Origin of the sequence: Marivita sp. S2033, assembly GCF_046592965.1 — a bacterium.
Taxonomy (GTDB): Bacteria; Pseudomonadota; Alphaproteobacteria; order Rhodobacterales; family Rhodobacteraceae; genus Marivita.
Genome location: NZ_JBISBV010000002.1, coordinates 101,965 through 115,654 on the forward strand (window position 1 = coordinate 101,965; position 13,690 = coordinate 115,654).

The following is a 13,690-nucleotide window of genomic DNA, read 5'->3' on the forward strand; positions in this document are numbered from 1 at the left end:
GATATGTAACTTTATGCAAACGGGCTCGTTCACATATGGGGCTTTGCAGGTGTTGAGCAAGGCGCGCATGGCGGCTGTTTTGCTGTGTACCGCCGTCGCCGCGCAGGCAGAGCCGGTCGAAGTCCTGGCTTTGGGCGATAGTTTGACGGCCGGATATGGCTTGATGGACCGGGACGGGTTTGTTCCGCAGATGCAGGACTGGTTGGACGCGCAGGGTCTTGACGTGCGTCTGGTCAACGCCGGTGTGTCGGGCGATACGACTGCGGGCGGCTTGTCGCGGGTGGAATGGTCGCTCAACCCCGGCACGGATGCGATGATCGTGGCGCTGGGGGGCAATGATTTGCTTCGGGGGCTGGATCCGGCGATATCACGTGCAAATCTCGACGGCATCCTCAAGGTGGCAAGAGAGCATGATCTGGAGGTTCTGCTTGTCGGCATGGAAGCGCCGGGAAATTACGGGCCAGAGTACAAGGCCGAGTTCGACGCGATGTATCCCGAATTGGCGGCGCAATACGACACACTTTATTTTCCACGGTTTTTCGAAGGATTGTACAGCGTCGGGTCAACCCCGGCCGAGCTGCGGGACGTGATGCAATCGGACGGCATACATCCCGCTTCCGAAGGTGTCGCGCTGATTGTCGAGGCGATGGGACCGATCGTTGCCGATCTGGTGCGGCGCGCGGATCAGTGATGTGCAACGGGCGGCACAAAGGCCGCCCGCGCCACTCTCAGACCGTTGCGCGAAGGCACGGTCTTACGTTGAATGTGTCAGGCGAGCTGAATGTTGACAGCTGACTCGCGTCCATCGCGACCGGATTCAAGGTCATAAGTGACCTTTTGATCGTCTGCCAAGCCGGTGAGACCGGATCTTTCAACTGCGGAAATGTGCACGAAGACATCTTTGCCGCCGCCGTCCGGGGCAATAAAGCCGAAACCTTTGGTAGTGTTGAACCATTTAACGGTGCCTGTGGCCATCCGTTCTACTCCTGTCTGTCTTAACTTCCGCAGGGCAATCGGGCCCAACGGGCGCGGTCAGTCATGATCGCTTAACTGAGCCGTTTTGGAGCAGTGGTCGATAATCGTAACTTTGCGCTTAGATTGTTCGTGTGATTCCGATGCCTTGGCAAGGGAAATCGGAAGGCATCGCTTGAATGTTATGTGTCTTCGCCTCTATGACAGTCGGGCGAGCGGGGCGTGTCGGGGATTTATCACTGCGTGCAAGTCGAGCGAAATGTGGCTGGGGGAGTGATGGTTGACGTGAAGGCTCGTGTGCGAGTTTGGCGGAGATTCTTCAGATAACTTAATGTTATAATTGAGTTATTTTTTTTCGTTACGATGGCCTGCTCGGTGCCGTCGTTCTTTGAATGCGCCAACATGCAAACTTAAACGCAGTTGTTTGACGCTGGGAGACTGGTCCGCGCAAGGGATCGAAGGGATTGCAACGATCGGCGGATTACCGCGCTTGATCAGGAGGCCGATGCCTTGGCACGCGTACACGAGAGGTAAAGCGTTGCCATCATGATGGAAACGCCAGTGGCAAGAAAAACGATGAATGCGGTCGATGCAAAGGCACCTGCAAGCAATGCGAATGCGGCAGCAATCCAACCGACGACACTGCCCAAAATCAAAGAAATCGCCGCCATGCCCAAGCTCCTGATCTTAGGATTTGCTTCAACCCGTTAATGTCTCATTAAAGGCGGGCGAATTTGCTGGCTTTGGGGCGGTGATGCGGAAAGAATAAGGCCGCGCGAACGCGGCCTCACCTGTCGTTCGGTTTACAGAACGGTGACGACCGTCCCGATCGGGACACGCTCGTACAGTTCCTTGACGTGTTCGTTCAACATACGAATGCACCCATTGGACACGGACCGTCCGATCGAACGCGGCGCGGTTGTTCCGTGAATCCGGAAATAGGTGTCGCGGCCATTCTGGAACAGATAAAGCGCGCGTGCGCCCAACGGATTGCTCGGGCCGCCGGGTTCGACATAATCGTTGTCGATAAATTTCTTGTACGCATCCGGCTCGCGCTCGATCATCTCGTCGGTCGGACGCCAGGTTGGCCATTCCTTTTTGACCGCGATATTGGCCGTGCCGGTGAATTCCAGCCCGGCCTTGCCCACACCGACACCATATCGCCGTGCGACGCCGGGCGTCGTGACGTGGTACAGGAAATGAGCGCGCGGCAGGATCAGGATCTGGCCGGGTTGCACCGCGGCCTTGATCCGCACGTTCTGCGGTTGGAAGATCGGATCGATTTTGAAGGCCTGCGCCGAGGCGATGCTGGGCGCGGCCAGACCGGCCGCTGCGGCGGCTATGAAATAACGTCTGGAGAACATGGGCAGCAGTCTTTCTTTCGTCACGGTGTACAATTCGGATCGCAAGATTTTGCCATCGCTTTCATGTAAAACAAGTGTCGGCTGATATGGTTTCACACGATTGGCGCTAAATTTGCGACACAAAGACCGTTGAACCGGGCCATTGTCACTCAAAGGTGATGAGTCCGCGATACATTTGCGGCCGCCTCAAATGCAAAACCGCCCGGACGCGATGCGTCCGGGCGGCCAGAATTCCGAAAGATCGAAAGGCTTATGCCAGCGCGAGGTTGATCGCGCTTTCACGACCATCGCGACCGTCTTCGATGTCGAAGGTCACTTTCTGGTCGTCGCTGAGACCGGTAAGGCCCGAACGCTCGACCGCGGAGATGTGCACGAACACATCCTTGGAGCCGCCATCGGGTGCGATAAAGCCGTAGCCTTTAGTGGTGTTGAACCATTTCACTGTGCCTGTGGCCATGTGAAGTTTCCTTTGTTTTACGTTGCCCACGACATGCGGCAACCCGGCGAAGTCACATCTGGATCGAAAGCTGCGTGCCGGTAAAGGAAAACAGAAGGTCGAGTAGAAGATCGTTAGCAATCGCGCATATGACAGCTTGCCGCGGATTTGGCAAGCGTCGTCTTATTGCGGGTGGCGCGAATTCGCCGGCACCGCGCGCGTCTCGGAAACCAATGCCGAGATCCTGCGTTTGACAGGCAGGCCGAACGGGAGAACCACATGTCATCATCGAAATCACGTGATCAAATCTGGGACGAATGGCGCGATCTGGTCAACATGACACCCAGCGAACTTGAAGACTGGCTTGAAACCGATGCCTCCAAGTCGGTCGGCGATGCGGACGATCAAGAGAGCACCGGACATAAATCCGGCAGACGGATTGTGAAGATCAAGAACACGAACAAGGATGATCTGAGCGACGATCAGTGGGATCACATGGCGACGGTCGTCGGCTACATCAAACGTCACCTTGCTCAGGATGGCCCGGACGAGGATGTGGAACAGTCAGATTGGCGGTACTCGCTTATGAATTGGGGTCATGATCCACTGAAATGAGGGCTTGTTGTGTGCGACGGCGCGTATCATATAACGTTTATCGAATATAAATCGGAGCCGTAGCATGACGGGAAAGAAACTGACCTGCCTTGAATGTGCGCAAATCAATCGCGTCCCCGAAGATCGACTGTCTGCGGGCCCGAAATGCGGCACCTGTGGCGCTGCCCTGATGCCAGCCAAGGCGATTGATGTAGATTGGACAACGCTGCAAAAGGCCGCGCGTGCCGATGAGGTGCCATTGGTGGTGGATTTCTGGGCGCCCTGGTGCGGGCCGTGCAAGATGATGGGCCCCGAATTTTCCAAAGCAGCCGGAACTCTGGCGGGGCGCGCCCGGCTGGTGAAGTTGAACACCGAGGACTTTCCGCAATCCAGCCAGACGTATGGGATTCGCGGCATCCCGACGATGATCCGGTTTGAGAAAGGGCGCGAAGCGAAGCGACAGGCCGGTGCGATGCGGGCTGACGGCATCGTGGCGTTTGCAGGATGAGCAAGGCGGCGTGGATGCCGCCCTGCCGCGCTTGGCTTATCGCGCGAATTTCTTGAACTTCACCCGCTTGGGTTCGATCGCGTCGGGGCCCAGGCGGCGCTTCTTATCCTCTTCGTAATCTTCAAAGTTGCCTTCGAACCACTCGACATGGGCGTCTCCCTCGAAGGCGAGGATGTGGGTGCACAGACGGTCGAGGAAGAAGCGGTCGTGGCTGATGACCACGGCGCAGCCGGCGAAATCGGCGATGGCATCTTCGAGTGCGCGCAGGGTCTCGACATCAAGATCGTTGGTCGGTTCGTCAAGAAGCAGAACGTTGCCGCCCTCTTTCAACAGGCGCGCCATGTGGACGCGGTTGCGTTCGCCGCCCGATAACTGGCTGACCTTTTTCTGCTGGTCGCCGCCCTTGAAGTTGAAGGCCGAGCAATAGGCGCGCGAGTTCATCTGAGCGTCGCCCAACTCGATGATCTCGGCACCGCCGGTGATCGCTTCCCAGACGGTGTCACCGCCATTCAGATCGTCGCGCGACTGATCGACATAGGCCAGTTGCACCGTGTCGCCGTAGCTGACCTCACCGGCGTCGGGCTGCTCCTGTCCGGTCAGCATCTTGAACAACGTCGATTTACCTGCGCCGTTCGGGCCGATCACGCCAACGATTCCCCCCGGCGGGAGAGAGAAGGACAGATCCTCGATCAGGAGTTTGTCACCCATTGCCTTTTTCAGACCTTCAACCTCGATCACCTTGGACCCAAGTCGCGGACCGTTCGGAATGATGATCTGGGCACGGCCCTGACGCTCGCGCTCGGACTGGTTGGCCATGTCGTTGTAGGCGCTGATCCGGGCCTTGGATTTCGCCTGGCGTGCTTTGGCCCCCTGACGAATCCACTCCAACTCGCGTTCGAGCGTCTTTTGCTTGGCCTTGTCCTCGCGCGCTTCCTGCGAAAGCCGCTTGGCCTTTTGCTCAAGCCAGCTTGAGTAATTGCCCTCATAGGGAATGCCGCGGCCGCGATCGAGTTCGAGGATCCAGCCGGTGATGCTGTCAAGGAAATACCGGTCGTGGGTGACGATCAGGATAGTGCCCTTGTAGGCGATCAGATGGTTTTGCAGCCACGCGATGGTTTCAGCGTCAAGGTGGTTGGTCGGTTCGTCCAGCAGCAGCATGTCGGGCGCTTCGAGCAGCAGCTTGCACAGCGCGACGCGGCGCTTTTCACCGCCCGAGAGCGTAGTGACATCGGCATCATCCGGCGGGCAGCGCAGTGCTTCCATGGCGACGTCGATCTGACTGTCCAGATCCCAGAGGTTGTTGGCATCGATGTCGTCTTGCAACGCGGCCATCTCATCGGCGGTTTCGTCGGAATAGTTCATCGCCAGTTCATTGAACCGGTCAAGCTTGGCCTTTTTTTCGGCCACCCCCAGCATGACGTTTTCGCGTACGCTCAATGACTCGTCAAGTTGCGGTTCCTGTGGAAGATAACCAACCTTTGCACCTTGCGCGGCCCATGCTTCGCCGGAGAAATCGGTGTCGATCCCGGCCATGATGCGCATCAGGGTGGATTTGCCCGATCCGTTGACCCCGACAACGCCGATCTTGACGCCGGGAAGAAAGCTCAGGCGGATGTTTTCAAAGCACTTCTTGCCGCCGGGATAGGTTTTTGAAACCCCTTCCATGTGGTAGACATATTGATAGGCGGCCATGCTGAAATTCCTTGGTAAGACGGATTTGGCAGAGGGATACACGGGCCGCGCACGGCGTGCAATCCATGCGGACCGGCGCGCGTTCAGGGGTTGTTCAGATTTGACTGCTAGGTCTGGTCGCGTTTCGCGTCGGAAGGATGATTCACACCGTCATGCCAACCAATTGGTTCATACTCTTTTGGGTTCACCCCTTCGATGGCGCCCATGTTCACGCCGTATTCCCTGGGATCGGAGCGGCGCTGGTGATGCGTGTAGATACCGCAGGTCTTGCAGAAATAGTGTTTTGCGGTGTGCGTTCCCCATGTGTAGCGCGTGAGGTTGTCCTTGCCCTTGACGATGGTCAGATCATCCAGAGGCACCGATACCGTGGGCGTGCCCCGCCTCCGGCAATACGTACAATCGCAGCGCGCGGCGTTACTGACGTCCTCGGAAAGCTGCACCGCAAGTTCGACGGCACCACAATGGCAAGTGATTTTCGCGGCTGACTTCATTTGCGTCTCACCACCGGAATGTTTGACCGTCCGATCCGGTATCTCGCGTCGGGATGCGGTGGGTGGCCATCGGTTCGGTTCCAGAAGGCCGGCCCGCCAGCGCGCAGCCATATCGGCACCGTCAGGACAATGCCGATGCCGAATCCGCCGATATGCGCCCAGTAGGCAATGCCACCCTCGTCTGCTGGTGTGCCGAAGCCGCCGAACACCTGCATTCCGAACCAGACGGCCAGCATGATCCAGGCCGGGATCGGAATAATGCGGAAAATGAAGACGATGATGATCAGAATATCCACCTTGGCTTTCGGAAACAGCAGAAGATACCCACCCATCACACCGGCAATCGCACCCGATGCCCCGACCGTCGGAACCGGAGAGCCGGGTGCGCTGATGTAGTGAACCACTCCGGCTCCGATCCCGGCGACCAGATAAAAGACAAGAAAACCGACATGGCCCATCTTGTCTTCGAGGTTGTCCCCGAAAATATAGAGAAACAGCATGTTGCCCAGCAAATGCATCCAGCCGCCATGCAGGAACATGGACGTGAAAAATCCGGCCCATCCGCGACCTTCGCTGACCAGCGCCGGAATCAGCGCCCAGTCGAAGTAAAAGCTCATCAACGCGCGATCGTCTTGCATCAGCGGAATAAAGCTGAGGAACGCGACCACATTGGCAGCGATCAGCGCGAAGGTGACGTAAGGCGTGCCTTCAGAGGGGTTGTGATCACGGATCGGGAACATCGGGCAACAATTGTTGCATTCAGAGGTTCCGTCAAGCCGCGCCGCTCAGAAGTTGCGCGTTGCCGCCGGATGCCGTGGTATCAACGCAGACATGCCGTTCGCGACGCACATGACCGGTGTCCGGCATACCTGTGATCAACGGCAGGATCGGTCCGGCGCGGCGTGCCAATGCCACTCGAAACGCGCGCGCGCTCTGTTCGTCGCCCCACCACAGGGCACCCTGTACGGGTAACTCTGCCAGCCAATCCGGCTCGATCGCACCAGATGCCATGATTGCGCATCCACCGAGGGCCTCGACGGCTTCGGCCTGCTGTTCGCAAGCCTCGCGCCCCGGTCCAAGGCAAAGGATCGGCCCTCGGGCAAGCGTCGTCAGGACGTTGGACTCGCCGGTTGGTCCGGGGAGATCAAGCATGTTCTGAGAACGCGCGCAGGCCGCGTCTTTTATGGACTTGTGAAGCCGTGCCAGATCATCCTGTGCATCCCAATCCGACGCATGATGCGGTGCTTCATGGTTGCGAAAGCGCGCCAGGTAATGCGGCCCGCCTGCCTTTGGCCCGGTCCCTGAGAGACCCTCGCCGCCGAACGGCTGGCTCCCGACGATGGCGCCGATCTGGTTGCGGTTCACATAGATATTGCCAGCCTCGATCCTTTCAGAGATGTGCTGTACGCGATCATCGATGCGGGTTTGCAGGCCAAAGGTGAGCCCGTAGCCGGTCGCGTTGATGGCGTCGATCACTGTGTCGATCTCGCGGGATTTGAACGTTGCGATGTGCAGCACCGGGCCGAAGATTTCACGCTCCATGTCCGCGATTCCGTTGACCTCTATCAAGGCAGGAGGAACGAACGTGCCGCCGCGCGGCAGAGGGACGCGATGCAACAGGCGGCCTTCAGCTTCAGCCGCGTCGATATAGGCGGCGATGGTGTCGCGCGCCTCGACATCGATCACCGGGCCGACATCTGTGCCATAGTTCCACGGATCACCGATCACCAAAGCGTCCATCGCCCCGGTCAACATGTCGGTAAAGGGTTTTGCAATGTCTTCCTGCACATAAAGGCAGCGCAGCGCAGAGCACCGTTGCCCTGCGGATTGGAAGGCTGATTCCACGATGGCTTGAACCGCCTGTTCGGGCAGCGCGGTGCTGTCCACGATCATTGCGTTCAGGCCACCCGTTTCGGCGATGAACGGCGCGCCGGGGTTCAGGTTCTCGGCCATGGAGCGATGGATGATCTGGGCCGTGTCCGTTGATCCGGTAAACGCTACACCCGAAACGACCGGGTTCGCGGTGAGCGCCGCGCCGACATCGCCGGCACCGGGCAGAATTTGAAGTGCAGTCGCCGGCACGCCGGCCTCGTGCAGAAGTTGGGCCGAGCTATGGGCGATGAGCGGGGTCTGTTCGGCGGGTTTGGCCAGAACCGCGTTGCCAGCCGCGAGAGCGGCGGCAATCTGACCGGTGAAGATGGCGAGTGGGAAATTCCACGGGCTGATACATGCAAACACACCCACCGGCGGCGCACCGTCAGCGCGCGCTGCATAGTAGCGCAGGAAATCCACGGCTTCTCGCAGCTCTGCTATCGCGTCTGGCAAGGACTTGCCCGCCTCGCGAGCGAGGATTGCGAAGAGTTCGCCGTAATGCGTTTCGTAAAGATCAGCGGCGCGATTGAGCACCTCGGCGCGCGTTGAGGCCGAGGCCTCCCAAACGCGGGCGGCGCTGGATGCGGCGGCGACCGTAGCACCTGACGCCCATGTGATCTGTCCGACCGTATCGCCGGGGCGTGCGGGGTTTGCGATTGGCTCGGTTGCGCCCGTGTCCGCTGTCACTGCGATCAAGGGCGCGACGTCCCATTGTGCCTCGGCAAACGGAGCACGCGCGTCGAAGATCGCCTCCCGGGTGGGGCGATGGGCCAGATCCCATCCTGCCGAGTTGACGCGCTCGGGGGTGAATAGCTGCGGCCCGGTTGCGATATCCGTCGTGTGATGGTCCTCGAACGGGTCCGAGGCGACCACATTGGCGGGAACATCGGTGTCGACGATCTGGTTCACAAAGGAGCTGTTTGCACCGTTCTCAAGCAGGCGTCGCACGAGGTAGGCCAGAAGATCCCGGTGAGCCCCGACAGGAGCGTAGATGCGGCAGCGCGTGCCCTCGGCGTCTTTGACGATGTCGTGCAGCGCTTCGCCCATCCCGTGCAGACGCTGGAACTCGAAGGAGTTTTTGTCCTCCGCCATATGCAGGATGGCCGCCACCGTATGTGCGTTGTGGGTCGCGAATTGCGGATAGATGCGATCGGTCATGCCAAGCAGTTTGCGCGCATTGGCGATGTAGCTGATATCGGTGTTGTGCTTGGCGGTGAAGACCGGGAATTCCGGCAGCCCTGCCACCTGCGCGCGCTTGATTTCGGTGTCCCAATACGCGCCTTTGACGAGCCGTACCATGATCCTGCGATCAAGACGTTCAGCCAGATCGTGAAGCCAGTCGATAACGGGCGCGGCCCGCTGGCCGTAAGCTTGTACGACGACGCCAAACCCGTGCCAGCCTTTGAGCGACGGCTCGGACAGCACCGCCTCGATCACATCGAGGGATATGGACAGGCGATCAGCCTCTTCGGCGTCGATATTCAACCCGATACCGGCAGACCGGGCCAACTGCGCCAATGTGCGAAGCCGCGGAACAACTTCGTTCATGACGGTGTCGTGCTGGGCCTGTTCGTAACGTGGATGTAGCGCTGACAATTTAACGGAAATTCCGGGATTCTCCCGTATGTCCTTTGATGTCGCGGCCTCGGCAATGGCGCTGATGGCGCGCGAATAGGCGAGGTGGTAACGCCGTGCGTCGCTCTCGGTTCGCGCCGCTTCGCCAAGCATGTCGTAGGAATAGGTGTACCCCTTTGACTCCATCTTGGATGCGCGGGCCATTGCGGACTGGATGGTTTCGCCCAGAACGAACTGCGCGCCCATTTCCTTCATCGCGCGGCCAACCGCAGTGCGGATGACAGGCTCCCCAAGACGCTTGATCGCGCCGCGCAGATGCCCGACCGGGCCGGGCGTGTCGTCCTGCAACACCTTGCCAGTGAGCATCAGCGCCCAGGTGGACGCGTTCACCAAAGGCGACGTGCTTTCTCCCAGGTGTTTTGCCCAGTTCGACGGCGCGATCTTATCCTCGATCAGCGCATCGATCGTTGCCGCGTCGGGCACGCGCAAAAGGGCCTCGGCGAGGCACATCAGCGCGATCCCCTCATCCGTGGAGAGTCCGTACTCGCTCAGAAACACTTCCATCAAGCCGGGTCGGGAGTCGTTTCTTATGGCCGAGACAAGCTTTGTCGCGCGCGACTTGATGTCGGCGCGGTCGGATGCGCTCAGGTCCGCAACGTCGCGCAGCGATGCGATGGCGGGCTCTTCGGCAGAATATTGTTTGGCGTCGATCACGGCGCGTAGATCGGGGGCGGCATCACGGGGCATGGCGATCTCCAGTCATTTTGTCTAAGCTACCCGACAACAGACAGGCGAAGTACCGGTATTTTGATCTTATGACTCACAATCGATCCGATTATTCAAGGGATTTAAGGCAAATGAACTTTTCGGAGTTTGACAGATTCGACCGCGCCATTTTGCAGGAAATGGCCGGCGACGGTCGGGTGTCGATCACCGAGTTGGCGCGCCGGATTGGTTTGTCAAAATCCCCTACCCAAGCGCGGTTGCGAAAGCTGGAGGAAGTGGGGGCGATTCAGGGTTATCGCGCCTTGCTCGATCCGATCCGTCTGGGGTTGGATCATATCGCTTTCGTCGAAGTGAAAATGACCGAGACCCGCGAGGCGGCGCTGTCTGCATTCAATGACGCCGTCACCAGGATTCCCGAGATCGAGCAGGCGCATCTGATCGCCGGAAACTTCGATTATTTGCTGAAGGTGCGCACCGCTGACATGCACAGTTATCGACAGGTCCTGGCCGAGAAGATTTCGACATTGCCCTACGTCGCCGCGACGTCGACATATGTCGCGATGCAGGCGGTCAAGGAAGAGTCTTTCGGCAACGTGACCTGAGGGATGGCTTCGCAAACGGTTAGTATTGTTCTCGGACTCTGCCGCCGTTAAAGACTGAATTCGTGCGGGCGTGATGGAATGGTAGACATATCGGACTTAAAATCCGAAGGCCCTAGCGCCGTGTGGGTTCGAGTCCCACCGCCCGCACCACTGTGTTTGGCTGGACGTCTTCCATGAGATATTGCAGCACGCTTGTCGCCAGGGTCGAGAGCGAGTCTAGCAATTCTCGACTCCGCCAACCTTGTTCACGACAACATCCGTGTCCCACTGGTCGCACAGGCTCTTGAGGTTCGCCTCTATCGGTCTGTCGGTGAAAAACACATCAATGTCACCCAGCGACGTGACCCGCGCCGGAGCGACCCTTTTCAGCTTGCTGTGATCCGCAATCAGGAATGTCCGGCGTGATTGCGCCAGAATGGTGCGGGTGACGCCGACTTCCTGCACGTCGAAATCGAGGATATCGCCGTCCTGGTCGATCGCGGAACATCCGATCACACCGATGTCGAACTTGAACTGACGGATGGTCGAGGTTGTGATGTCGCCGACCAACCCGCCATCAGACTGTCGCAGGGATCCACCGGTGACGATGACCTGCGAATTCGGGTTCTGCGACAAGGTGTTGGCCACGTTCATGTTGTTGGTGACGACAAGCAGGTTGTTGTGGTGACGCAATTCGTTTGCGACGGCCTCGGTGCTGGTTCCGATATTAAGAAACACCGTGCAGTCGTCCGGAACCTGTGCGGCACAGGCGCGGGCCATTGCGGTCTTGGCCGCCGCGTTCAACTGCCTGCGTTCCTCGTAAGCGATGTTGGTTGTGCCCGAGGGCAGCACCGCACCGCCATGAACCCGCTCCAGCCGTCCCGCCTCTGCGAGATCGGTGAGATCGCGGCGGATCGTTTGCAAGGTGACTTCGAAATGTTCGGCCAGCCCTTCGACGGTCACTTTGCCGTCGCGGCGCGCGATTTCGAGAATTTCGGGATATCTGATCGCCTGCGACACATCACTCTCCAAGATTGGTCGCGTGTTTCGCAGATTTTGCACCCTGTGAAAATACGTTTCGGACACGTGGACTGCGCAAGAGAATCGCCGCACCTTTGGTGCTGATCGAGCGAGGCCGAAATTCTGCAATAGATTTCTTCGGAAAAACAATAAGTTGAAAGAAAGCGAAAATATACGAACACATTTGCTGTTCTTTTTTTATAAGTTTGTTAAAGTGATCGGGCAAAACGAGGATTTGGGAGGATCTGAGTGACAGGGGCGGGGCACATCAACGATCTTTTGGTGATCGGCGGCGGCATCAACGGCTGCGGCATCGCGAGAGATGCGGCCGGGCGCGGATTGTCCGTCACGCTTGCCGAGATGTCCGATCTGGCCTCCGGCACGTCTTCGGCGTCAACCAAGCTCTTTCATGGCGGTTTGCGGTATCTCGAATATTTCGAGTTTCGTCTTGTGCGCGAAAGCCTGATCGAACGCGAAACGCTGTTGCGAGCGATGCCGCATATCTCCTGGCCGATGCGGTTCGTTCTTCCCTACACCTCCGACATACGTTTCGAGAGTGATACGCCGACCTCCAAGCTGTTGAACCTTGTCATGCCGTGGTCGAAAGGGCAGCGGCCGGCATGGCTGATCCGGATGGGTCTTTTCCTCTATGATCACCTCGGCGGGCGGAAAATCCTTCCACCAACATCCACGATCGACCTCACGACAGCGCCGGAAGGCGCGCCTCTGCTGGAGAAGTTTGAAAAAGCTTATGAATATTCGGATTGCTGGATCGAAGACGCTCGTCTTGTCGCGTTGAACGCACGCGATGCGCAGGATCGCGGGGCCACCATTCTGACCCGCACCAAAGTCGTCAGCGCGCATCAGTCGGATGGCGTTTGGCATGTCCTTCTGGAGGACGCGGTCAGGGGCAAAACGTCCACCATTCGCGCCCGCATGATCGTCAACGCCGGTGGGCCTTGGGTTGAGGATGTGCTGCACAACCGGGTGCACGCCGAGAGTGCCGACGGTGTTCGTCTGGTGCGCGGCAGTCATATCGTGACGCGGCGTCTGTTCGAGCATGACAAGTGCTACTTCTTTCAGGGCACCGATGGCCGGATCATGTTTGCTATCCCGTATGAAACGGATTTCACGCTGATCGGCACGACAGATCGCGAGCATGACGATCCGGACACTCCTCCGGTCTGCACCGATGCAGAGCGCGACTACATGATCTCATTTGTGAACGGATATCTGAAATCACCTATCGGGATCGACGATATCGTGTGGACCTATTCCGGCGTTCGCCCGCTATACGATGACGATGCGTCGTCAGCGACCGCAGCGACGCGGGACTACACGCTGAAAGTCAACCGCAGCGAGGGTGCTCCGGTTCTGAACATTTTTGGCGGAAAGATCACGACTTATCGGCGTCTTGCCGAGCATGCGATGGAAAAAATCGACGTCGAACTTGGCAACACCACTTCCCCCTGGACCGCCGAAGCTGCGTTGCCGGGTGGAGATTTCGCCGTAGACGGGGTTGACGGGCTGATCGAGGGCTTGACGCGGGATTATCCGTTTTTGGGGCAAAAATGGGCCCAGCGTCTGATCCGCGCCTATGGCACGGATGCGCGCCTGATCCTTGGGGATGCGCGAGACGCCTCTGATTTGGGGCGGGACTTTGGTGCAACCCTCAGCTCGGCCGAAGTCGATTGGCTTATGGAACGCGAATTTGCTCAGACCGCGGATGATGTGCTGTGGCGCCGCTCGAAACTCGGGCTGCGACTTTCGCAAGATGAGGCGGCAACTCTGGAGACCTACATGACACACCGCAGAGGCGCGACCGCGTCTGCCGCGCAATGACGCCGCGAAGGAGAGCT

Annotated in this window: 14 protein-coding genes and 1 tRNA gene; 7 read left to right on the top strand and 8 right to left on the bottom strand. The window is 58.7% G+C overall.

Annotation, left to right across the window (positions count from 1 at the left end; genetic code table 11):
• Window positions 1-67 precede the first annotated feature (67 nt).
• Window positions 68-691 carry an arylesterase gene (locus ACGKZZ_RS04570; RefSeq protein ID WP_411222295.1) on the top strand — a complete coding sequence of 208 codons (624 nt, stop codon included), beginning with the start codon at window positions 68-70 and terminating at the stop codon, window positions 689-691.
• A 77-nt stretch (window positions 692-768) separates the two neighbouring features.
• Here the strand turns inward: ACGKZZ_RS04570 and ACGKZZ_RS04575 are convergent, their stop codons facing one another.
• On the bottom strand, window positions 769-975 hold the full coding sequence (locus ACGKZZ_RS04575) for a cold-shock protein (protein ID WP_411222296.1): 207 nt from the start codon (window positions 973-975) through the stop codon (window positions 769-771).
• A gap of 543 nt (window positions 976-1,518) precedes the next feature.
• Between ACGKZZ_RS04575 and ACGKZZ_RS04580 the strand changes: the two genes are divergently transcribed.
• A complete protein-coding gene (locus tag ACGKZZ_RS04580) occupies window positions 1,519-1,683 on the top strand; it encodes a hypothetical protein (RefSeq protein ID WP_411222297.1) in 165 nt (54 codons plus the stop codon).
• A gap of 92 nt (window positions 1,684-1,775) precedes the next feature.
• Here ACGKZZ_RS04580 and ACGKZZ_RS04585 read toward each other — a convergent pair whose 3' ends face one another.
• Complete coding sequence (locus ACGKZZ_RS04585; RefSeq protein WP_411222718.1) at window positions 1,776-2,336, bottom strand: L,D-transpeptidase; 561 nt, start codon at window positions 2,334-2,336, stop codon at window positions 1,776-1,778.
• A 250-nt stretch (window positions 2,337-2,586) separates the two neighbouring features.
• Window positions 2,587-2,793 carry a cold-shock protein gene (locus ACGKZZ_RS04590; protein WP_411222298.1) on the bottom strand — a complete coding sequence of 69 codons (207 nt, stop codon included), beginning with the start codon at window positions 2,791-2,793 and terminating at the stop codon, window positions 2,587-2,589.
• 258 nt (window positions 2,794-3,051) lie between these two features.
• On the opposite strand from ACGKZZ_RS04590, the gene ACGKZZ_RS04595 reads away from it, so the two are divergent.
• Both ACGKZZ_RS04595 and ACGKZZ_RS04600 read left to right on the top strand, forming a co-directional pair.
• Window positions 3,052-3,387, top strand: a complete 336-nt coding sequence (locus ACGKZZ_RS04595; RefSeq protein WP_411222299.1) for a DUF3140 domain-containing protein — start codon at window positions 3,052-3,054, stop codon at window positions 3,385-3,387.
• Between the two features lie 64 nt (window positions 3,388-3,451).
• A complete protein-coding gene (locus tag ACGKZZ_RS04600) occupies window positions 3,452-3,874 on the top strand; it encodes a thioredoxin family protein (protein ID WP_411222300.1) in 423 nt (140 codons plus the stop codon).
• 36 nt (window positions 3,875-3,910) lie between these two features.
• On the opposite strand, the gene ettA is transcribed toward ACGKZZ_RS04600, so the two are convergent.
• The 4 genes from ettA to putA form a co-directional block, all read right to left on the bottom strand.
• Window positions 3,911-5,566 carry an energy-dependent translational throttle protein EttA gene (ettA, locus tag ACGKZZ_RS04605; RefSeq protein WP_411222301.1) on the bottom strand — a complete coding sequence of 552 codons (1,656 nt, stop codon included), beginning with the start codon at window positions 5,564-5,566 and terminating at the stop codon, window positions 3,911-3,913.
• Between the two features lie 107 nt (window positions 5,567-5,673).
• Window positions 5,674-6,057, bottom strand: coding sequence for a GFA family protein (locus ACGKZZ_RS04610; protein ID WP_411222302.1), 384 nt, complete (start codon window positions 6,055-6,057; stop codon window positions 5,674-5,676).
• The gene (locus ACGKZZ_RS04615; protein ID WP_411222303.1) at window positions 6,054-6,797 is read right to left on the bottom strand and encodes a rhomboid family intramembrane serine protease; all 744 of its coding nucleotides are present in this window, start codon (window positions 6,795-6,797) and stop codon (window positions 6,054-6,056) included. Before ACGKZZ_RS04615 ends, ACGKZZ_RS04610 begins: the two co-directional genes overlap by 4 nt.
• Window positions 6,798-6,828: 31 nt before the next feature.
• Window positions 6,829-10,251 (bottom strand): bifunctional proline dehydrogenase/L-glutamate gamma-semialdehyde dehydrogenase PutA, encoded by a 3,423-nt coding sequence (gene putA / locus ACGKZZ_RS04620; protein WP_411222304.1) that lies wholly within the window; start codon window positions 10,249-10,251, stop codon window positions 6,829-6,831.
• 110 nt (window positions 10,252-10,361) lie between these two features.
• Here putA and ACGKZZ_RS04625 point away from each other — a divergent pair, with 110 nt between their 5' ends.
• Window positions 10,362-10,832, top strand: a complete 471-nt coding sequence (locus ACGKZZ_RS04625; RefSeq protein WP_411222305.1) for an Lrp/AsnC family transcriptional regulator — start codon at window positions 10,362-10,364, stop codon at window positions 10,830-10,832.
• A gap of 64 nt (window positions 10,833-10,896) precedes the next feature.
• A tRNA-Leu gene (locus tag ACGKZZ_RS04630) sits at window positions 10,897-10,982 on the top strand.
• Between the two features lie 66 nt (window positions 10,983-11,048).
• Here the strand turns inward: ACGKZZ_RS04630 and ACGKZZ_RS04635 are convergent.
• A complete protein-coding gene (locus tag ACGKZZ_RS04635; protein ID WP_411222306.1) occupies window positions 11,049-11,831 on the bottom strand; it encodes a DeoR/GlpR family DNA-binding transcription regulator in 783 nt (260 codons plus the stop codon).
• 249 nt (window positions 11,832-12,080) lie between these two features.
• On the opposite strand from ACGKZZ_RS04635, the gene glpD reads away from it, so the two are divergent.
• Window positions 12,081-13,673: a glycerol-3-phosphate dehydrogenase gene (gene glpD / locus ACGKZZ_RS04640; protein WP_411222307.1), complete on the top strand. Its 1,593-nt coding sequence runs from the start codon at window positions 12,081-12,083 to the stop codon at window positions 13,671-13,673.
• Window positions 13,674-13,690 lie beyond the last annotated feature (17 nt).